Consider the following 18847-nt stretch of genomic DNA (forward strand, 5'->3'; position numbering starts at 1 on the left):
GGAGGCGGCCACGACGATCACGTGCTACGCCGCTTGCGCGTTGTCCCCGTCCAGCGCCGCGCGCAGCCAGGTGTCCGCGGAGCCCGGGGTCGGCTCCGGCCGGCCGCCCGGGGGCGTGAGCACGGCGGCGGTCAGCTCCCAGTAGCGGTCCAGGCGCGGCTCGGCGGCGAGCAGACGCGTCAGCCTGCGGCGGAAGTCGCGGGTGTCCCGGGTGCCGTACGCGGTCGCGTAGGCGGCCACATAGGCGTCCAGCGCCTCTCCCGGCCGCGGCGTGCGCTCCCGGCGCAGGTGCGGGCCCGCCAGGTCGTACGCCTCGGCGAGCCCCGAGTACAGCGCGGCCGAGCCGCCGGAACCGGCCACCTGATGCACCTCCGGCCGAGGCTGCCGACCGCCCGGGCAGGGCCGGCTGACCAGGGCGTTCAGCCGGGCGAAGGCGAGCACCTGCGCCGGATGCGGTTCGGCGGGCGGCTGCGGAACCGCCAGCTCCAGGAAGGCGGACGTCGCCGGGGCCGGCATCCGCGCCGGCAGCCAGGCACGCCAGAATTGGGCCAGCGGGGCGGTGCTCGGCGGGGTGTCCAGCGCGCCCAGCAGCCCGAGCCGGTCGGCCCGCTCCCGGGGCGGGGAGTCCCGCACCAGGCGCAGGGCCGCCTCCCGCCAGCGCAGCGCCCGCAGCTCGGAGCCGAGCGCCCGCAGCCGCCCGGCCACCGCGTCCTCCAGAATCCGCCCCGCACCGTCGTCCTCGTCCAGCACCCGGCGCACCTCGGGCAGCGGCAGGTCGAGGCCGCGCAGGGAGCGGATCAGCCGTAGGCGCTCCAGTGCGTCGGGGCCGTACCGGCGATGGCCGCCGCCGCTGCGGGAGGCCTCCGGCAGCAGGCCTTGGTCGGAATAGAAGCGGACGGTCTTGACGGTGACGGCCGCTCGCTCGGCGAGCTCGCCGATGCTCCACAGCACCTCGTGCGACACGGGCAGTTGAACCTCCCTCTGGGGGAGTTTCTACGGTACCGGCGCGCGGGCCGGGCGACCGGCCCGTGGACGACGGCGTACGCGACAGGCGCGGCGCCACCCGAGGGAGGAGAGGGCCATGACCGTCTTCATCATGGTCGCGGGCGCGTTCACCGGCGCCCACGTGTGGGAGGCGACCGCCGCGCGGCTGGTCGAGGCGGGCAGCGAGGCGTACGCCGTCCCGCTCACCGGGCTCGACCCGGACCGCCCCGCCGAGGGGATCCGCGTCGGCCTGGAGACGCACATCGCGGACGTGGTCGCGGCGATCGACGCGGTCGACCCGGCGTCCGGCCGGGCAATCGTGCTGGTCGGACACGACTACGGCATCCACCCCGTGCTGGGGGCCGCCGATCGCCGGGCCGAGCGCATCGACCGCGTGGTGTACTTGGACGCCGGGATGCCGCAGAACGGTGTGCCCGCCCTGGCCGCCGTACCCGACCAGGAGCTGCGCGCGCAGCTGGCCGAGCGGGCCCGGCGAGGAGAGGGGGACGGGGAGCTGGCGCCGCCCGTCACGCGGGAGCAGTGGCAGCGCTGGGGCAGCACCGGCGGCGTCACCGACGCGGCGCTGGACCGGCTCGCGGCCCTGGCCGCGCCGCAGCCGCTGGCCACCCTGCTGGAGCCGCTGCGGCTGGCCGGACCGGTGGCCGCCGTGCCCACCACCGGCATCCTGTGCCTCGCCAACGGGGTGAGCGTCGAACTGGTGCAACGGCTCGTCGACTTCGGCGACCCGGCCCTCCAGCCTCTGACCGACCCCCGGGTCACGTTCTTCGAACTGCCCACCGGGCACTGGCCGATGCTGTCCACCCCCGCGGAGCTGGCCGAATCCCTGCTGCTGGCGGCGGCGGGCGAGGGACGCCGCCTGCGGCCGGCCAGCACCTGCGAACCACCCGCCCACCTGCGACCGTTCCCGCTGGACGTGCCGGAAGTGCCCCGCGAGCGCCACGGACACGTCGACCTGTACGTCCCTGATGCCGAGGGCCCGCGGCCGGCCGTGGTGTTCGTGCACGGCGGCCCGCTGCCCGCCGGGGCCCGGCCCACCCCGCGCGAGTGGCCCACTTTCATCGGGTACGCCCGTCACGCCGCCGCCGAGGGCCTGGTCGGTGTGACCCTCGACCACCGGCTGCACGACGTCACCGACTATGAGCGCGCCGCCGCGGACGTCACCGCCGCGGTGGAGCTCGTGCGGGCCGACCCACGGGTGGACGCCGACCGGATCGCCCTGTGGGTCTTCTCCGGCGGCGGCCTGCTCACCGCCCCGTGGCTGGCGGCGCCGCCGCCGTGGCTGCGCTGCGTGGCCGCGAGCTATCCGATCCTGGCGCCGCTGCCCAACTGGGGCCTGTCGGACGCCCGGTTCCAGCCCGTGCGCGCGCTCGCGCACGCGGGCGACCTGCCCGTCGTACTCCTGCGGGCCGGACGGGAGTCACCGGAGATCGCGGCCACCGTCGAGGAGTTCGTGAAGGCCGCCAAGGACTGCGGGGCGCACCTGGAACTGGTCGACGTGCCCGGCGGCCGCCACGGCTTCGAAACCCTCGACCCGTCCGAGGAGGTCAGCCCGGCACTGCGGCAGGCGATGCGGTCGGTGGTGGGCCACCTGACCGGCTGACCGCCGCGGCCGGCCGCCGTCTCACGCCTCGCGCCCTCCGGCAGTTCGTGGAGCGGGTAGCACTCCAGACGCTGTACGGCGTGCTATCCGCTGGCGCCTCCGCCCCGGAGGAGTTCCGCGATTCGCGCGTCAACCTGCCGACGGTCGTAGCCCCGAAGAACGACCCGGAACGCCGGGAGGGGCTCCGGCGAGTCGCCCTGGGCCAGGGCCTTGAGGTAGCGGTCCACTTGACGGCGGTCGTAACCCCGCAACACCACGTCGAAGCCACGGAACTCAGACGAAGTCGACACTGCCGAGCCACTCCAACCTTTGGGAATCCACGATCGGACTCATCATCATGGAACAACGGATACGAAGACGGGGCGGTCGCCGTCGATCGGTCGACGCGGAGACCTGAGGGTGCCGGCCACGCCGTAGGACGGGGCGTTGAGCCTGCGAGCGGCGGCCGTTCGGCCGGCTCACACATCCGGCAGAACGAGGAAGACTTCGGAGAACGTGAGGCTGTGCCGGTCGGTCACCTGCCCGCACGGGCACCCCAGAGTCACCCGATGCCAGTCGCAGGCCACCGTCCAAGGGCCGTCCGCACGCGCGCACCCGGAGCAGCGCAAGGTGTCGGCCGTCCACACATCGCGGGCGGGTCTGCCGTAGTGCCGGAACCTGCCCGCGTGCTGGACCTGCCAGGGAACCGCTGCGGGTGTGCGTGGAGCGGTTCCGGGCGGGCTCGGGGCCGCCAGTGCGGCGAACAGTGCGATCAGGTCGGGGAGCAGGGCTTCACCCGCCTCCGTCGGCACAATCGGCGAGCCATCCACCGTGTCCTGGAGAGTCGGGTAGCGCGGAGCCGCCGCAGCGGCCGGCGGATTGGGGGCAGCGGACCAGGGAAGGAGGGCGCGAGCCACAGCGGCCAGAAGGGCGGCGGTCGGCGGACTCACTGCGCCGGCGTCGAGGTGGTGAACTGCGGCCCGGAAGATTCGCTGGAGCCGCCGGTCGCGGTCCACGGCCCGCGCCCGTACGCTGCCGGCCTTGCGACCGGGGAGTGGGGCGGACAGCCGGGCGAGGACCTTGGCCGCCGCGTCGGTGTCCTCCGCGGCAGGGCGCCATTCCCCGGCAGCCAGCAGCTGCCGGGCTCGTTCCGACTCGCGGGTCAGCGCGAGGACCGGCAGCAGTTGCGTGCGGGAGGGTGTCACTGAAGTGCCCTGACTGTTCAACACCGCGCTCCGCCCCGTCGTCCCGTCTCCGCCTTGCCGCGCCACGCACATGAGATCACACGACCGCGCGGACACCGGCCCGCACCGATGAGGCCGGCCGCCGCCGAGGCCGCGGTTTCTGTCTTCGCCGGACTCGCCGCACAACTGGACGACTACGTGGCCGACCAGGGCTCGCCGCGCTCGTCCTGGTGGCGCCGCAGGCCGCCGAGGCACTGCCCGAACTGTGCGCCGTACTGCCCTGGTTCCCGTACGCCGCCACCCCGAGCACCGCTGTCGCCGCCCCCATCGGGCCGGAGCAGCGGGAGCAGGTCGGCGCCGGGAAGCTGTTCGTGGCGCCGGCCCTGCGGACAGCGCTCGCCCGGTGGCGGATCGTCGGGGATGCGGCCGAGGTCGTCCCGGTGCTGGCCTCGGTGTTCGACATCTGCGGGGGCCGTCAGTGGTTCCACTGGACGGCCGCCCCTGCTGTCGCCCGCGGTATCGCCGTACTCGGCCCGGCCGGGCGCCCCCTGACTGCCCGACTCGAAGCGCTCCTCGACGACCCAGCACAGGCACCCTCGGCCGTCCTCGGGCTGCTCGCCGTCGCTGATCCGGCCGGTCCCGACCGCGCCCGGCTCGCCGAGGCGGCGCTGCACTCGGCCGACACCCGCGCCGAGCTCAGGTCGCCTGCGATGCCCTGCAAGCGCTCGGCGCCGCCGTGCTGACGTCTGACGCCGGAGCAGCACAGCCGACTGGCCGCGCTCGCCACCGGGGACCGCCGCCTGGTCGTCTCCGGATCCGACCACGCGCGGTTCTCGTCGGGCCCGCGCCGGGTGCCCGCCGACGCGCATCCGGGGGGGGCTTTCCCCACCGTGCAACCGGTGGGCAGCAGGCTGCTCAGCACCGGTCCGGCTCTTCGATACTCGGTCGCAGGCAGCAGCCGTCACCCACTGATCCCAGAGGAGTACTTCCGTGTCCCAGCGTGCACATGCAGTGGACGGTCCGCATCCTCCCCGCCGGGAGGAACCCCAGGGGCGGGGAGCGACGCCTGCCGCCCGGGCCGAGGTGGCGTCGGGCGGGCGCCCGAGGTACGCGGTGCGCAGGGCGCGGAGACTGCGGCTCGGGGCCGCCGGGATGCTGGCGGCGGCGGTCATGGCGACCGGTGCGGCGATACCGGCCCAGGCGGCCCCCGCCACGGAGGCCGCGAGTGGCCACCGCGCCACTCAAGAGGCGCTCGACGGGGTGGTGCGGGACGGGGCTCCCGGTGGTGTCGCGGTCGCCGAGGACCGGCACGGGACGTGGGCGGGCCGCTCCGGCACCGCCGACCTGCGGACGGGGAGGTCACCACGGGTCGAGGACCGGTTCCGGGCGGGCTCCATCACCAAGACCTTCGTGGCCACGGTGATGCTCCAACTGGAGGGCGAAGGGAGACTGAGTCTGGACGACACGGTGGACCACTGGCTCCCGGGACTGGTCGAGGGACACGGACACGACGGCCGGCAGATCACCCTGCGCCAACTCCTCAACCACACCAGCGGCGTCTACAGCTACACCGAGGACGAGGATTTCAAGCGGCGTGAGTTCGGCACCGCCTTTCTCCGTCACCGCTACGACACCTGGACGCCGGAGCAGATCGTCCGGCTCGCCATGACCCATCGGCCCATCTCCGCCCCCGGCGACAAGTGGAGTTACTCCGACACCAACTACATCCTCGCGGGCATGGTGATCCGGAAGGTCACGGGTCGCTCATACGCTGACGAGATCGAACGGCGCATCCTGCGTCCCCTGCACCTGAACTCCACCGTCCTGCCTGGGACTCGGTCCTCCCTGCCCGGGCCCGCGGGCAGGGCCTATTCCAAACTGACCGGCGAACTCGCAGGCCCCGGCGAGCCGGGCGGCAGGACGTACGACGTCACCGTACTCAACCCGTCCCTGGCGGGCGCTGCCGGTGAGATCGTCACCACTGCACCTGATCTCAACCGGTTCTACCGGGCGCTGCTCACCGGAAGGCTCCTCAAAACGCGCCAGCTGACGGAGATGACCACCACCGTGCAGGTGCCCGAGGCGCCGGGCTTCTCCTACGGCCTCGGCATCATGAAGCTGAAGCTGTCCTGCGGTGTCGAGGTGTGGGGTCACAGCGGCGGCATCCAGGGATCGATATCGGAGGCCCTGACCACCGCGGACGGCAGGCACGCCCTGGCGCTGAACTTCAACGGGGACTGGAACGTGCACGAGCAGCGGGTCGTCGACGCCGAGTTCTGCGACACGCGACCGTAGTCCACCGTCAGGTGACCTTGGCGGCGGAATCCGGGATGCCGTGTCGAGTGAACGCCCACAGCACGAGCCCGAGGCAGCTGAAGGCGGCACCCAGTGCGCATACGGCGTTCCAGCCACCCACCGTGTAGAGGGAGGTCGCAGCAATGGCACCGGTGGCGCTGCCGATCGAGTAGAAGACCATGTATCCGCCGATCAGCCGGCTGCCCGCGTCCGGGTGCAGCGCGTAGATCAGCGTCTGGTTGGTGACATGGACCGCCTGCACGGCGAGGTCAAGGAGGATCACCCCGACGATCAGTGCCCAAAGCGAGCTGCGGGTGAAGTACAAGGGCAACCACGAGACGAGGAGCAACGCCAGGGCGATGCCGGTGGTCCAGCGGGAGAGGCCGCGGTCGTTCAGGCGGCCCGCCACGGTCGCGGCCAGGGCGCCCACGACACCGATCAGGCCGAACGCCCCGATCGCGCTGTGGGACAGGAAGTACGGGGCCTCGCTGAGCGGCAGCGCGATACTGCTCCACAGGGTGCTGAACGCGGCGAAAATCAGCAGACAGAGCAGGGCCCGGAGTCGCAGCAGTCGTTCCCGCACGAAGAGGGTGATCGTGGAGCGCAGGAGCTGTCCGTAGCCCAGAGTTGTCGGCTGGGCGCCACTGCGGCGCGGCAGCACTCGGTGCAGGACCAGGGCGAGCAGAGCGGTGAGCGACGCCGAGGCGAGGTAGACGGAGCGCCAGCCCGCGAGATCGGCCAGGAGGCCGGACGCGGTGCGGGCGAGCAGAATTCCGGTGACCACGCCGCTGGTGACCAGACCGACGACCCGTCCGCGCTCGGCCGGAGGGGCCAGTGATGCCGCGAAGGCCACCAGAGTCTGTGTGACCACCGCGAGAAGCCCCACCGTGGCCATGCCCGCGAGCAGGACCGCCGCCGTGTGGGCGGCGGCTACCCCGGCCAGTGCCACCACCAGGAGCAGCAAGTGGGCCACGATGAGCCGTCTGCGGTCGGTCACATCGCCCAGCGGCACGAGAAAGAAGAGTCCCAGCGCATATCCGACCTGAGTGAGGGTGACCACGCTGCCGAGAAGTGCCGGGCTCATGGCGAGGTCGTGACCCATGGTCACCAGGAGCGGCTGGGAGAAGTAGACGTTGGCCACGGCCGCACCGCCCGCGACAGCGAACAGGAGAACGACGCCACGGGACAGGACGGACGCGGAACCTTCATCGCTTCGGGCAGCGATCCCGGGTGTCACAGCCTCACCGCTGTCAGCCATCACTGTCGCCCCTCCACGGATCTGGTTGCATCTTGATACCGGCGGCGACAGTAGCCCTCCCTGGTAGCATGTTGCAACCACAGCGAGAGTGAGGGACGCCATGGTGAGCAGGACGCGCTTCGACGACAGCGAATGTCCCGTCGCCCGGTCGGTGGACGCGATCGGCGACTGGTGGTCCCTGCTGATCGTGCGGGACGCCTTCGACGGAAGCCGGCGCTTCGGAGAGTTCCAGCGCAGCCTCGGCGTGGCGAAGAACATCCTCACCGCGCGTCTGCGCACGCTGGTCGCCGGCGGCGTCCTCGAATCCGTACCCGCCTCGGACGGCAGCACCTACCGCGAGTACGTACTGACGCCGAAAGGCAAGGCGCTCTTCCCCGTCATCGTGGCACTGCGGCAATGGGGTGAACAGCACTTCTTCGCCCCCGGTGAACCGCATTCAGAGCTGGTCGACCGCCGCCAGGGACAGCGCCTCCGCCCACTGGAAGTACTGTCTGCGGACGGGCGCCGACTGAACCCCGACGACACCACCGTCCACAAGATCACAACCCATTGATCCGAGCCGGAGACCCGGCACCGGCACGCCGCCCGAGGGGCAACTGCCCATGTGCGCCCATCCGCTGGCCGGGCGCGTGCCTACGGCGTGGGGTGGGCGGCCGGGACTTGGTCGTTCACGCCTCGTCGGCCGCCGGCTGCGGGCCGTTCAGTCGGTGTCGGTCGGACCTGCCGCGATGACTGTGTCGAGCATGCGTTGCGATGTCTGGAGGGCCTTGATCGCGTCGGTGATGCGTTCGCGCTCGCGGCGCAGTTGTGCCACCAGGTCGGAGCACACCGGCGCGAGGGTTGTCCCGTTGTCACGGATGCACGGCAGGACTTGGGCGATGGTGGCGGTCGGCAGGCCGGCGGCGAGCAGGGTGCGGATGCGTCGGACGGTGTCCACGTCCGCGTCGCTGTAGACGCGGTAGCCGCTGGACAACCTCGTGGGCGTCAGCAAGCCCTGCTCCTCGTAGTAGCGCAGCAGCCGCTCGCTGACCCCGGTCCGGCGGACCATCTCCCCGATGCGCACGTGATCTGCACCTCACCGCGTTGACTCTGACACTGATGTGAGACTCTAGCGTCGCGGTCATGACCACCACCGCACCTCCGGCGACAGAGATCCCCTGCCCGCCTGTATGGCGCCGCCGCGCTGCTTCGGCGGTGCTGACCGCGTGCGTGTTCGTCGTGGGCACCGCCGAGTGGGTCATGGTCGGGCTGCTGCCGCAACTGTCGGCCGACTGGCACCGTCCGCTGCCCGTGGTCGGTTCCCTGGTCACCTGGTACGCCCTGGTGGTCACCGTCGCCGGGCCGCTGGTGACGGTGGGGATGCTGCGGCTGGCACGACGCCGGGCGCTGCTGGTGCTGCTGGGTGTATTCGTCGTCGGCAACCTCGCCGCAGCCCTGGTGGGCAGCTTCGACGCCCTGATGGCGGCCCGGATGCTGACCGCGCTCACACACAGCACGGCCTTCGCAACGGCGATGGTGATCGCGGTGGGTATGGTGCCGACGGCCCGCCGCGGCCGTGCCGTCGCCGTCGTGACGGCCGGCTGGAATCTGGCCACGGTCCTCGGCGCACCGCTGGGCACCTGGATCGGCGACCACTACGGCTGGCGTACGACCTTCTGGGCCATCGCGGCCCTCGCCGCTGTCGTGCTCTGCGGCGTGGCCGCCCTCGTCCGGACGCCGGCGCCGTACGAGACCGCTCGTCCGGGGGGCGAGGTGCGGGGTCTGCTCCGGCCCCGGGTGGCCCCGGTGTTGACGATCACCGTGGTGGCACAGGGCGGGCTGTTCACCGCCTACACCTACATCGCGCCCTTGTTGCAGCAGGTCAGCGGCTTCACCCCGGCCGCGGTCACCACCCTGCTCGCCCTGTTCGGGGTGGGTGCGGTCGGCGGCAACGTCCTCGGCGGCCGGCTGACCGACCACACCTCGTGGGCCGGGCTGTGCGCCCTGCTGCTCGGCCTGGCCGGCGTACTCGCCGCGTTCAGCCTGACCAGCCGGATCCGGTGGACGGCCGCCGTCACCGTACTGGTCCTCGGCGTGATCGCGGCCGCCCTCATCCCGCTACTGCAAGACCGGGCACTGGCCGCCGCCCCGGACGCACCCACCCTGGTCACCGCGATCAGCGCCTCCGCATTCAACCTGGGCGTCGCCGGGGGCTCCCATCTCGGCGGCCACGCCCTCACCGCCGGCCTCGGCCTGACCGATCTGCCCTGGATCGGCGCTCTGCTCGTCGGCGGCGCCGTGCTCGTCGCCGCCGCAACCGTCCGCCACCACCGCACCAGCCGGCACTGATCACGCACTGCCGGAAGTCAAGGAGAAGAAACGACCATGTCCCCTGCTCTGCCGACCTCTCGCCTCGGCCGCATCGTGCGCGGCACCGGCCCCGGCCTGCTCCTGGCCCACGGTGCCGGCGGCGGCATCGACGCCAACTACGGCCCCGTCATGGAAGCCCTGTCTGCCCATCACACTGTGATCGGCCCCGACTATCCGGGCACCGGCCGCACCGAACGCGCCGAGGCGCCGCTCACCCTCGACGGCCTCGCCGATGCCCTGGTCGCCACCGCCGTCGAAGAGGGGCAGGGCACCTTCGCCATCGCCGGGTACTCACTCGGCAGCCCGGTCGCCATCAGGGCCGCCACCCGCCACCCCGACCGGGTCACCGCCCTCGTTCTGACCGCCGGCTTCGCCCACCCCAACCCGCGTTTCCGCCTCGCCGCCACACTGTGGCGCGACCTGCTGGGCGCCGGCGATCGGGAGCAGCTGGCCGCCTTCCTCTCGTTGATCGGACTCAGCGCACCGGCCCTGGACGCCATCGGCCAGGACGACCTGGACACCGCCCTGAAGACCACCGCGGCCACCGTCCCACCCGGCACGCCTGAACACCTCGACCTGCTCAACCACGTCGACGTCCGGGCCGACCTCGCCGCGCTGACCGTGCCGACCCTCGTCATCTCCACCACGCTCGATCAGCTCGTGACCCCGCACCACCACCGGCAACTCGCCGAAGCCATCCCCGGAGCGCGCTACGCCGAACTCGCCACCGGGCACCTCCCGTTCGTCGAGCAGCCCGAACAATGGGCCACCCTTATCTGCGACTTCCTGCGCGACAGCCACATCTGACGGCCGTTGACCGGCTGCCGGCGACCTCCACTGTGGCGTCGCCGGGCAGCCGGTCCTGCCTTCAACGGATCCTTTGCACACAGGACAGCGACGCGTCCGGCCTCTTGGCGGCGCGTCCGTGTCGGCGCCTACTGACGCAGGTGACCGAGGCCGTCGAGGATGAGGTCGAGTCCGAACTCGAACTCGTCGGCGAAGTTGAACCCTGTCTTCGCCAGTTCCGCGACCACCTCGGCGAGGTAGGGGTAGTCGTCGATCTCTGACGGTTGCCGGTCGGCGATGGCTTTCCGTCGTCGCGCTGCCTCGGCCGGGATGTCGCCGGCGAGGGTCTTCTCCTGAAGGGCGAACCCGTAGATGTAGGCGTCCATCAGGTTGTAGGCGTGCACGGCCACGGGGAACGGGAAGCCTGCGTCGCGGCGGAGGCACCGCATCACGGCGTTGTGGTGGCACAGGTTCGCCGGCCCCGGAGTGCCAGTCTCCATCCGGCCGACTGCCCACGGGTGACGGAGCAGCGCCTGCCGCATCGACGAGGCGCGTGTGCGCAGAGCGGTACGCCAGTCGGCGTCTTCGGGCATCTCGACCTCGGCGAAGACCAGGTCGACCATGCCGTCGAGCAGCTCATGCTTGTCCGCCACGTGCTTGTAGAGCGCCATGGGTACGACGCCGAGCCGGGCCGCCAGCCTGCGCATAGTGAGCGCGTCGAAACCGCCCTCATCCGCCAACTCGGCGGCCGCACGCAACACCTTGGCGCGGTTGAGCCGCTCCCGGCCGACGCCTGCGGCGCTGTCCTGCATCTGCGTCCTCTTCGGCCTGACCGATCTCCAGCCTTGACAGGTGTACACGGTACACCTAATTTGACCGCAGCAAAGGTGTACGTCGTACACCTCATGGAGGAGGCGCACCATGAGCTCGACGCCAGGACGCATCGGGACGAAGCAGCCCCTGATGACCATCACCACCGCGAGGCTCATGCGGGCCGCTGGAGTCTCTGCCGCGATCGCCGGACTGCTGTTCATCGGTGTCCAGGTCAACCACCCACCCATGGATGTCTCGTCGGTGACCACCACCGACTGGGCCGTTCGCAGCACCGCAAAGGCGCTCATGGCCGCACTGGCGCTTGCCGGCATCACCGGCATGTACCTGCGTCAGGTCCGGCAGACAGGGATCATCGGCTTCATCGGCTACTCGCTGTTCGCCGCCGGTTATCTGCTCATGCTGAGCGTCGAGGTCGTCGCGGCCGCGGTTCTCCCCTCGCTGGCGCACACCTCGCCCCACTACGTCCACGACGTCCTTGCCGTCGCCTTCGGCGGCACCGCGACCCATGGCATCGGAGCCATGCAGACGGTGTTCGTCCTCAGCTCCGTCGGCTACCTTGCGGGCGGCTGCCTGTTCGGTATCGCGCTGTTCCGGGCGCGCATACTCGCACGGTGGGCCGCGGCCCTCCTCTCCGCCGGCACCGTCGCCACGGTCGCGCTCGCGGTACTTCCGGAGTCGTTCAACCGGCCGTTGGCCGTTCCGACCGGAGTGGCCTTGATCGGTCTGGGCATCTCGCTGTGGCGCAACCAGCCGACCACCGTCGGCGACAACCAACAGCCTCCCCGCGTCGATTACGCTGCCGCGTGATGCTCGCCCAGCAGGTGAGGACTCAGCAACGCACCCAGCGGACCTGGCCCCTCTCGGCGGCCCTGATCGCCCTCAGCGCCATCCCGTGATCGCCGGACCGGCCGTCGGCGAGGTGGAAGAAGGCTCCTTCGATCACGCCGGCCCGGCACTACACGTCGCGGACCGCGAGCAGTTCGACCGCTGCTCCAGACGATTCCAGCAGCGGTGCCGCGGCAGAACGCCTGGGATCCGCCCGGTAGGCAGCGAGATCCTCGCTGTTGGGAAAGGTGATGACGTGGGCCTCGACCCGATCGTCCGGAGTGCGCAGGCGTCGCTCAAGGCGCCCTCCGTACTCGGCAAGGAGTGGCAGAACGGCGCTTTCATAAGCGTCGAAGGCGTCCAAGCCTCCTTCAGGTAGCCGCGCGAGCATCAAGTAGGTGACGGCCATGGGTCCCTCACAGCGCTCTGAAGACGGTGATCTTCGGAGCCTATTGCTCCAGCCGTAGAGCGTTATGTGCCCTGATCTTGGGGCTGTCTGCCACGGGCGGAAACTCAGGTGGTTTCAGCGAACCATCCGGATAGAGTCGGGCAATGCCCGAGCTGAAGCGGCTGCACGCCGACCACGCCCCGGCGGTCCTGGCCTTCGAGCTGGCGAATCGCAGCTACTTCGCTACCTCGGTCCCCGACCGCGGCGACGACTTCTTCGACCGGTTCACTGACCGGTACAAGGCCCTGCTGGCCGAGCAGGAGGCCGGCATCTGCGCCTTCTACGTGCTCGTCACCGAGGAGGGCTCGGTACTCGGCAGGTTCAACCTGTACGACGTGGAGGACAGCACGGCGACACTCGGCTACCGCGTCGCTCAGCAGGTCGCCGGCCGTGGCGTGGCGACCGCGACCGTCCAGGAGCTTTGCCGGTTGGCGGCGGCGCGACTCGGGCTGCGCACGCTGCGGGCGGCCACCTCCCACGACAACGTTGCGTCCCAGAGGGTGTTGACCAAGGCCGGCTTCGTCCCGGTCGGCCCGGCCGCCCCCTCCGACCTCGGCGGCAAGTCAGGCACCTGGTACCAGCGCGACCTTCAGCTGTAGAGCGTCATGCCCTTGATGGTGCGCTGGGGTGTGTGTCGAGAGCGCGGACAGGCCGGGCGGGGTGATGCCCCGGGCCCGGCCCGGCCGCTCGCTGCTAAAGGTCGAGCTGATGCTGGTGTGTCGTGTGTGTGGGTGCGTAGCCGAGACTGTCGTTGATCTGTCGCATGTGCGTGTTGCTGTCGGCGGTGTCGGTCAGGAGGCCAGCGAGGTGCGGATAGTCACTGTGGGCCTGTCGGATCGACTCGGCCTTCATCCATCGGCCCAGGCCGTGTCCACGGTGCTCGGGCAGCACGCCGGTGCCGTAGTGCTGGCCGTCACCTGCGCCGTTGCCGGGGATGACGAGTTCGGTGAACCCGGCGATCGAGCCGTTGGAGGCATCGATGGCGACGACGGTGTGCAGGTGGTCGCCGCGCTGTTCGACGGCCTTCGCCGCGGCCCGCACGCGGTCCACGTCCCAGGTCACGGTGCCGTAGTCGGTGTCGTCCATGGGCATGTCGTCCATGGCGCGGCGTGAGGCGGCGAAGGTCTGGGCGAGGTCGTCGGGGACGGTTCCCTGCCAGGACATCAGCCGGTAGCCGGGATGCGGACGCTCGATGATCTCGGCGAGGACGGCGGTATCCACGTCAGCCAGCGGCAAGCGGGTGAACCTCAAGGTGAGGACCTTCCGGAATCCACGCGCTGCCAGGAAGTGGTCGCCGGGCGATCCGGCTTCCGCCTGCGCGACAACGCAACGCCGGGCGTTGTCCCGAGCGGTGGCCACGGCGGCGTCGAGGAGCCGGGAGCCGACGCCCTCGCGGCGCTCCGCGGGATGCACACGGAGGTCGAGCTCGGCCAGGTGCTCTTGTCCGCCGTCGAACAGGCGCAGAAAGGCCGTCCCGACAGGAATGGAATCGGCGTCCGATGCCAACCAGGCAAGGCGTCGGCCGTGCGGCCCGTGAGCGGGGTCGGTCAGTGGGGTGATGCGAAGGGACAAGGTGTCTCCGTCGTGAGGAGGTGGCAAAGGTCAGTACGCGAGCTCGGCTCCTGGGCACTCCTGCGCATGTGCTCCACACCTCCTGGTCGACAGCGCCGACCTGCACTGATGCAGGCGGCTGGGTGACCCTAGCTGGCCGATTGACCCCTGGGCAAAGGGTTATCGCCCAGGCGGATAACCGACCGTGATCCCTCTGGTGCGGGTGGTCAGACAGGTGTCGCCGTACTTCTTCCGCGGCCCGACAACGCACTGGGCGGACGCCTGGGTGCGGCACCGGACCGCGAGTCCGGCCCTGGTTGTCGGACGCCGTCGTCGGCGTCGATCCACGGCCCACGGCCGAGAACGAGTTCCCGTACGACGTACAGGCCGCTGGAACCGCCTCCGCCGCCGCCCGCGACCACACGCACGGGCCGCGGTCAGGTCATGCCGCCCGCTCTGAACTGCTCGGCTCGGGGTACTCGCGTCCGCAACGGATGGTCGGGCGCATGTCGCAGCCCGGCCTGCGGGAACTCAGACAGACGGGAGGTGGCCACGGTGTCGAGCACGCAGCCGCACCATGCCGGGTCCGGCCAGGGCGCGGACCGCGTGGGCCAGGAGCCGGTGGGCGAGCTGGTGCAGCGGGCCTCGCAGCAGCTGACCGAGCTGGTGCGCGGCGAACTGCGCCTGGCACAGGCGGAGATGAAGGAGAAGGGCAAGCGGTACGGCAAGGGCGGCGGTCTGTTCGGCGGCGCCGGCATGGTCGGCTTCCTGATGGCGCAGGCGCTGGTCGCGACCGTGATCGCCGCGCTGGCGGTGGCGCTGCCGGTGTGGGCAGCCGGGCTGATCGTCACAGCCGCGCTGGGTGTGATCGCCGCGGTGCTGGCCATGAGTGGAAAGAAGCAGGTCGACCGGGCTGCGCCGCCCATGCCCGCGCAGACGGTCGAGAACGTGAAGGCCGACGTGGCCGAGATCAAGGAGAGCGCACACCGATGACCCAGCCGCCCCACGACGAACCCACCGCTTCGAGCCCCGAGGAACTGCGCGAGCAGGTCGAGCAGACCCGGGCCGAACTCGGCGAGACGGTAGAGGCGCTCGCAGCGAAGACCGATGTCAAGGCGCGCGCCCAGGAGAAGGCCGCCGAGGTCAAGGAACAGGCAGCAGTCAAAGCCGGCGAGCTGAAGGAGCAGGCAGCAGCGAAAGCCGGCGAAGTGAAGGAGCAGGCCGCCCTGAAGGCCGGGGAGCTGAAGGCGAAGGCTGCCGACCTGGCCCACCAGGCACAGGACCGGCTGCCCGACCCGGTCAGGGACAAGGCCGCCCAGGCCGCCGAGCAGGCCCGGGCCAAGGCCGCCCAGGCCGGCCGGCTGTGGCAGGACAAGACGCCCGAGCCGGTGCGCCGTACGACCGCCCAGGGGGCGCGGCTGGCGCGTGGCAACCGCGGGGTGCTGCTGGCCGCAGCGGGTGTGACCGTGGTGGTGTGGCTGGCCTGCCGCCGAAAGGGGTGAGCCGGGTGAAGGCGTCGAAGATCGCTTACAAGCCGGTCGGTCTCGCGCTCGGCGCCGTCAGCGGCATGGCCGCGGGAGCGCTGTTCAAGCAGACGTGGAAGATGCTCGGCCATGACGAGGACGCCCCGGACGCCACTGACGAAGAGCGCTCCTGGTACGAGGTGCTGCTCGCCGCCACGCTCCAGGGCGCGATCTTCGCCGGAGTCAAAGCGGCCGTCGACCGCGCCGGAGCCACCGCCGTCCGTCGCCTGACCGGAACCTGGCCCGGCTGACGCGTATGAGGAGTCGGGAGGGCTGGTGGTACAGCACCACCGGCTCTCCCATCCCCCCGTCCAGGACGCTTAGGAAGGGCCTCGCACAGTCATGTCAGATCATCATGCGGCTGCCGCGCTGACCGCCGCAGCAGTCACCGCCGCGATCCTGGTCGCCCGGGCAGTCGTCCTCCACCAGGGCGACCGGAGGTGGAACGGGCGCGTATCCGACCCTCGCGTCGCACCTCACGCCGCAAAGGCCACGTCACCTGCGGACGCGCTCTCGGACCCCGCCTCCTACGCCGTGCGAGAAGCTGAAGAGCACATCCAGCACTGTTGGCAGCAACTCCACACCCGCGCCGACCCGTCCGAGTGACCCACGCGCGGGTCCCGATTCAAGGACGGCTGGCACCGCTGACCGCCTAGGCCCGTCGTAGACGATCACCAACGCGCACCCAATCCGCCGCGGAGCATGCGGCGGACCGGGCGGCGGCCGGACGGCGCGGGCGGCGTCAGCTCACCAGGGCCATCCAGGTGTTCGGGCCGACGACGCCGTCCGGGGTCAGCCGCCTGGACTTCTGGAAGGTGATCACGGCGTCCCGGGTTGCGGTCCCGAACCGGCCGTCCGCGGTCAGGGACGCGCCGTGGGCCTTCAGCTCGTCCTGGACCGCCTTCACGGCCGCACCGCTGTCGCCCTGCCGCACGGTGACGACCAGGCGCTGCCAGGTGTTCGGCCCGACGATGCCGTCGGCGGTCAGCTGCTGGCTCCTCTGGAACGAGACCACGGCGGCCCGGGTCCCCGCACCGAACTGCCCGTCCGCCGCGAGGGAAGCCCCGTGCGCGTCGAGCAGGTACTGCACGGTGACGACTTGGCGGCCCGTCTGGCCCTGCTGCACCAGAGGCCAGCTCGGGGCGGGCGGCGGAGGCGTGTAGTCGCCCAGGGCGAAGGTCTTCAGGTCCTTCAGGGTGCCGTTGAAGACGTCCTGGTCCCCCGGGAAGGGGCCCGAGTCGGCAGTCTGCCAGACGGTGTAGGTGTTCCAGCCGGCGGCCAGCGGGGTGGGCGTACCGGACTGGTTGACGATCCACAGCGGGACGGTGCGGCCGAATCCCCGGTAGTTGCCGGTGCAGGACGCCCACCAGCCGGCGGAGGTGTAGATCACCGGCTGGCGGCCCGCCCGTGCGCGGTACTCCTTCACGAAGGCCGCGATCCAGTTGGTCATGGCGCTGCGGCTGAGCCCCCAGCAGGCGTCGCCGTGCCCGTTGGCCTCGATGTCCAGGGCGCCGGGAAGGGTCTTGCCGTCGCGCTTCCACATGCCGCCGTGGGCCAGGAAGTAGTCGGCCTGGGCGCGTCCCCCGGAGGCGTCCGGGCGGGCGAAGTGGTAGGCGCCGCGGATGAGTCCGGCGCCGGCCGCCCCTTTGTACTGCTGCGGGAAGTAGCTGTTGGTGTAGGTGATCCCTTCGGTCGCCTTCACATAGGCGAAGGCGGCGCCCATGGTGGCCGTCTTCTTCCAGTCGATCGTCGGGTTGTAGCCGCTCACGTCGAGCCCCCGCACCGATGCGGTGGCCCGGCTCACCCGGGGCGTCGCGGTGGTGTCCGCGTGGGCCACGCCCGCGCCGCCGGCGCACAGGGCTGTCAGCGCGGCGACCGCCGCCGCGCCGCGGGCCCGCCACCCGGCTCTTGCCCGGGCGGCACCGCGCCCGTGGGGATCCGTCATCGCTGTCTCTCCGTTCGTGTTCCGTGGCAGGTCAGGGCCTGCCCCTGCCGGACGCACCGGCAGGGGCAGGCGGGGCAGCCGGGCGTGGCCCGCTACGGGCGCACCAGGCCGTAGAAGACGGAGCCGGACAGCGAGTAGGTCTTGTCGTAGACGCCGTAGCGGCCGGAACCGGCGGGATCGCTCGTGTTGCCCGAGATGACGCGCACGGTCGAGCCGTTGACCTGGTCGACGACGCCGATGTGGTACCGGTTGTGCGCGCTGCCGAAGATGATCAGGTCACCGGGCTTGGCGGACTTCAGACCGCTGGTGCCGACCCACCTGTTGTGCTGGACGGCCCAGTCGTAGACGTTGGGCACGTACGTCATGAAGGGGATGCTGACTCCGGACTGCCGCCAGACCCACGTGGCGAAGGCCGCGCACCACTCGGTGCACACGCTGTACGGCTTGCCGGGAACGCACTGGTGGGAGTCGGCCGTGACCCCGATCTGGCTGCGGGCAGTCTTCACGATCTTGGTGCGGAGCGCCGACGTGGTGTGGCAGCTCTTGACGAGCCGCTCGATGCCCATGGCCTTCATCGTCTGCTCGCCGGCGATGCCGTCCGCCGACAGGTGGTGCTTGGACTGGTACTTCTTCACCGCGCTCGTGGTGCCGCTCCCGTAGTCGCCGTCGGCCTCCACCCCGGCCTTGGTCTGCACCTGCTTCACCTCGGAGGTGAGCCCGGCGAGCGTCTGCGACCCGATGACGCCGTCGACGGCGAGGCACCGGTCGCTCTGGAAGGACTGCGTCGCCGCCTTGGTCCTGGGGCCGCCGATACCGTCCACCTGACCGGCGCCGTAGGCCAGGCCGTTCAGGTCCCGCTGGGCCAGCTTGATCTGGGTGGAGGTGGCAGCCGGCCGGGCGGTCGTCGAGACGGTCGCCGAAGCCGGGCCCGGGGCAGCCGCCAGGGCGCCGGTCGCGACCGCGGCGGTCAGCAGACCGAGAACGGCCCGCCGGGTGCGCCGCACCGGGCGGGCGGCCGCAGGAGTGTTCTTCAGCATGTCCGGTACTCCTCGGGTTCAGGGAGAAGAGAAGGTGAACTCGGGAAGAGGGCGCCCTGCGTTGCCTTGCAGCTGTACGGCCATCGCCCTCTTCCCGGGCGGCGCCGGCCACTCCCCCGCAGCAGCCGGTCGCCACTTCGGTTCTACGGCAGGACACGTTGTCCGGTGTCGGTGAAGAGCCTTCGGACAACCGTCTCCGGACAAGTAGGCTCCCGGCGACGCTTCTCG

At 71.2% G+C, this 18847-nt stretch carries 20 protein-coding genes; 11 read left to right on the forward strand and 9 right to left on the reverse strand.

All coding sequences use genetic code 11. The features are described 5' to 3' along the window. Window positions 1-24: 24 nt before the first annotated feature. Complete coding sequence (locus ACWCV9_RS00475) at window positions 25-969, reverse strand: helix-turn-helix domain-containing protein (protein ID WP_450784208.1); 945 nt, start codon at window positions 967-969, stop codon at window positions 25-27. Between the two features lie 112 nt (window positions 970-1081). Here ACWCV9_RS00475 and ACWCV9_RS00480 point away from each other — a divergent pair, with 112 nt between their 5' ends. Beyond that, window positions 1082-2605, forward strand: a complete 1524-nt coding sequence (locus tag ACWCV9_RS00480) for a dienelactone hydrolase family protein (RefSeq protein WP_450783369.1) — start codon at window positions 1082-1084, stop codon at window positions 2603-2605. A gap of 83 nt (window positions 2606-2688) precedes the next feature. Here the strand turns inward: ACWCV9_RS00480 and ACWCV9_RS00485 are convergent, their stop codons facing one another. Further along, the gene (locus ACWCV9_RS00485; RefSeq protein ID WP_450783370.1) at window positions 2689-2895 is read right to left on the reverse strand and encodes a DivIVA domain-containing protein; all 207 of its coding nucleotides are present in this window, start codon (window positions 2893-2895) and stop codon (window positions 2689-2691) included. Between the two features lie 1103 nt (window positions 2896-3998). Here ACWCV9_RS00485 and ACWCV9_RS00490 point away from each other — a divergent pair. Then, the gene (locus ACWCV9_RS00490; RefSeq protein ID WP_450783371.1) at window positions 3999-4511 is read left to right on the forward strand and encodes a hypothetical protein; all 513 of its coding nucleotides are present in this window, start codon (window positions 3999-4001) and stop codon (window positions 4509-4511) included. A gap of 340 nt (window positions 4512-4851) precedes the next feature. Beyond that, the gene (locus ACWCV9_RS00495) at window positions 4852-6063 is read left to right on the forward strand and encodes a serine hydrolase domain-containing protein (RefSeq protein WP_450784209.1); all 1212 of its coding nucleotides are present in this window, start codon (window positions 4852-4854) and stop codon (window positions 6061-6063) included. Between the two features lie 7 nt (window positions 6064-6070). Here the strand turns inward: ACWCV9_RS00495 and ACWCV9_RS00500 are convergent, their stop codons facing one another. Next, window positions 6071-7321 carry an MFS transporter gene (locus ACWCV9_RS00500; protein ID WP_450783372.1) on the reverse strand — a complete coding sequence of 417 codons (1251 nt, stop codon included), beginning with the start codon at window positions 7319-7321 and terminating at the stop codon, window positions 6071-6073. A 100-nt stretch (window positions 7322-7421) separates the two neighbouring features. On the opposite strand from ACWCV9_RS00500, the gene ACWCV9_RS00505 reads away from it, so the two are divergent. Continuing rightward, window positions 7422-7874, forward strand: a complete 453-nt coding sequence (locus ACWCV9_RS00505; protein WP_450783373.1) for a winged helix-turn-helix transcriptional regulator — start codon at window positions 7422-7424, stop codon at window positions 7872-7874. Between the two features lie 147 nt (window positions 7875-8021). Here ACWCV9_RS00505 and ACWCV9_RS00510 read toward each other — a convergent pair whose 3' ends face one another. Next, entirely contained in the window at window positions 8022-8384 is a 363-nt protein-coding gene (locus ACWCV9_RS00510) for a MerR family transcriptional regulator (RefSeq protein WP_450783374.1), read from the reverse strand. Window positions 8385-8443: 59 nt separating this feature from the next. Between ACWCV9_RS00510 and ACWCV9_RS00515 the strand changes: the two genes are divergently transcribed. Both ACWCV9_RS00515 and ACWCV9_RS00520 read left to right on the forward strand, forming a co-directional pair. Beyond that, window positions 8444-9649: an MFS transporter gene (locus ACWCV9_RS00515; RefSeq protein ID WP_450783375.1), complete on the forward strand. Its 1206-nt coding sequence runs from the start codon at window positions 8444-8446 to the stop codon at window positions 9647-9649. A gap of 36 nt (window positions 9650-9685) precedes the next feature. Then, entirely contained in the window at window positions 9686-10477 is a 792-nt protein-coding gene (locus ACWCV9_RS00520) for an alpha/beta fold hydrolase (protein ID WP_450783376.1), read from the forward strand. Between the two features lie 128 nt (window positions 10478-10605). Here ACWCV9_RS00520 and ACWCV9_RS00525 read toward each other — a convergent pair whose 3' ends face one another. Continuing rightward, on the reverse strand, window positions 10606-11268 hold the full coding sequence (locus tag ACWCV9_RS00525; RefSeq protein WP_450783377.1) for a TetR/AcrR family transcriptional regulator: 663 nt from the start codon (window positions 11266-11268) through the stop codon (window positions 10606-10608). Between the two features lie 151 nt (window positions 11269-11419). Between ACWCV9_RS00525 and ACWCV9_RS00530 the strand changes: the two genes are divergently transcribed. Continuing rightward, complete coding sequence (locus ACWCV9_RS00530; RefSeq protein ID WP_450783379.1) at window positions 11420-12097, forward strand: hypothetical protein; 678 nt, start codon at window positions 11420-11422, stop codon at window positions 12095-12097. 148 nt (window positions 12098-12245) lie between these two features. Here ACWCV9_RS00530 and ACWCV9_RS00535 read toward each other — a convergent pair whose 3' ends face one another. After that, the gene (locus ACWCV9_RS00535) at window positions 12246-12524 is read right to left on the reverse strand and encodes a hypothetical protein (protein ID WP_450783380.1); all 279 of its coding nucleotides are present in this window, start codon (window positions 12522-12524) and stop codon (window positions 12246-12248) included. 143 nt (window positions 12525-12667) lie between these two features. Here ACWCV9_RS00535 and ACWCV9_RS00540 point away from each other — a divergent pair, with 143 nt between their 5' ends. Further along, on the forward strand, window positions 12668-13162 hold the full coding sequence (locus ACWCV9_RS00540; RefSeq protein WP_450783382.1) for a GNAT family N-acetyltransferase: 495 nt from the start codon (window positions 12668-12670) through the stop codon (window positions 13160-13162). A 94-nt stretch (window positions 13163-13256) separates the two neighbouring features. Here ACWCV9_RS00540 and ACWCV9_RS00545 read toward each other — a convergent pair whose 3' ends face one another. Continuing rightward, window positions 13257-14135, reverse strand: coding sequence for a GNAT family N-acetyltransferase (locus ACWCV9_RS00545; protein ID WP_450783384.1), 879 nt, complete (start codon window positions 14133-14135; stop codon window positions 13257-13259). A 600-nt stretch (window positions 14136-14735) separates the two neighbouring features. On the opposite strand from ACWCV9_RS00545, the gene ACWCV9_RS00550 reads away from it, so the two are divergent. From ACWCV9_RS00550 to ACWCV9_RS00560, 3 genes are read left to right on the forward strand one after another with little or no spacing between them, the layout of a single operon-like run. Beyond that, window positions 14736-15107, forward strand: a complete 372-nt coding sequence (locus ACWCV9_RS00550) for a phage holin family protein (RefSeq protein WP_450784210.1) — start codon at window positions 14736-14738, stop codon at window positions 15105-15107. Continuing rightward, on the forward strand, window positions 15104-15616 hold the full coding sequence (locus ACWCV9_RS00555) for a DUF3618 domain-containing protein (protein WP_450783385.1): 513 nt from the start codon (window positions 15104-15106) through the stop codon (window positions 15614-15616). Before ACWCV9_RS00550 ends, ACWCV9_RS00555 begins: the two co-directional genes overlap by 4 nt. A gap of 5 nt (window positions 15617-15621) precedes the next feature. Beyond that, the gene (locus tag ACWCV9_RS00560; RefSeq protein WP_385846976.1) at window positions 15622-15888 is read left to right on the forward strand and encodes a DUF4235 domain-containing protein; all 267 of its coding nucleotides are present in this window, start codon (window positions 15622-15624) and stop codon (window positions 15886-15888) included. A gap of 491 nt (window positions 15889-16379) precedes the next feature. Here the strand turns inward: ACWCV9_RS00560 and ACWCV9_RS00565 are convergent, their stop codons facing one another. Continuing rightward, window positions 16380-17582 (reverse strand): GH25 family lysozyme, encoded by a 1203-nt coding sequence (locus tag ACWCV9_RS00565; RefSeq protein WP_450783387.1) that lies wholly within the window; start codon window positions 17580-17582, stop codon window positions 16380-16382. Between the two features lie 92 nt (window positions 17583-17674). Next, window positions 17675-18619, reverse strand: a complete 945-nt coding sequence (locus ACWCV9_RS00570; protein ID WP_450783389.1) for a peptidoglycan-binding protein — start codon at window positions 18617-18619, stop codon at window positions 17675-17677. Between the last annotated feature and the right edge of the window lie 228 nt (window positions 18620-18847).

Source organism: Streptomyces sp. NPDC001606 (assembly GCF_053596835.1).

Coding starts and splice junctions, on each gene's coding strand:
- ACWCV9_RS00480 (WP_450783369.1), top strand. CDS start 1,082: ATGACCGTCTTCATCATGGTCGCGGGCGCGTTCACCGGCGCCCACGTG.
- ACWCV9_RS00500 (WP_450783372.1), bottom strand. CDS start 7,321: ATGGCTGACAGCGGTGAGGCTGTGACACCCGGGATCGCTGCCCGAAGC.
- ACWCV9_RS00505 (WP_450783373.1), top strand. CDS start 7,422: ATGGTGAGCAGGACGCGCTTCGACGACAGCGAATGTCCCGTCGCCCGG.
- ACWCV9_RS00515 (WP_450783375.1), top strand. CDS start 8,444: ATGACCACCACCGCACCTCCGGCGACAGAGATCCCCTGCCCGCCTGTA.
- ACWCV9_RS00520 (WP_450783376.1), top strand. CDS start 9,686: ATGTCCCCTGCTCTGCCGACCTCTCGCCTCGGCCGCATCGTGCGCGGC.
- ACWCV9_RS00525 (WP_450783377.1), bottom strand. CDS start 11,268: ATGCAGGACAGCGCCGCAGGCGTCGGCCGGGAGCGGCTCAACCGCGCC.
- ACWCV9_RS00530 (WP_450783379.1), top strand. CDS start 11,420: ATGACCATCACCACCGCGAGGCTCATGCGGGCCGCTGGAGTCTCTGCC.
- ACWCV9_RS00535 (WP_450783380.1), bottom strand. CDS start 12,524: ATGGCCGTCACCTACTTGATGCTCGCGCGGCTACCTGAAGGAGGCTTG.
- ACWCV9_RS00540 (WP_450783382.1), top strand. CDS start 12,668: ATGCCCGAGCTGAAGCGGCTGCACGCCGACCACGCCCCGGCGGTCCTG.
- ACWCV9_RS00555 (WP_450783385.1), top strand. CDS start 15,104: ATGACCCAGCCGCCCCACGACGAACCCACCGCTTCGAGCCCCGAGGAA.
- ACWCV9_RS00565 (WP_450783387.1), bottom strand. CDS start 17,582: ATGACGGATCCCCACGGGCGCGGTGCCGCCCGGGCAAGAGCCGGGTGG.
- ACWCV9_RS00570 (WP_450783389.1), bottom strand. CDS start 18,619: ATGCTGAAGAACACTCCTGCGGCCGCCCGCCCGGTGCGGCGCACCCGG.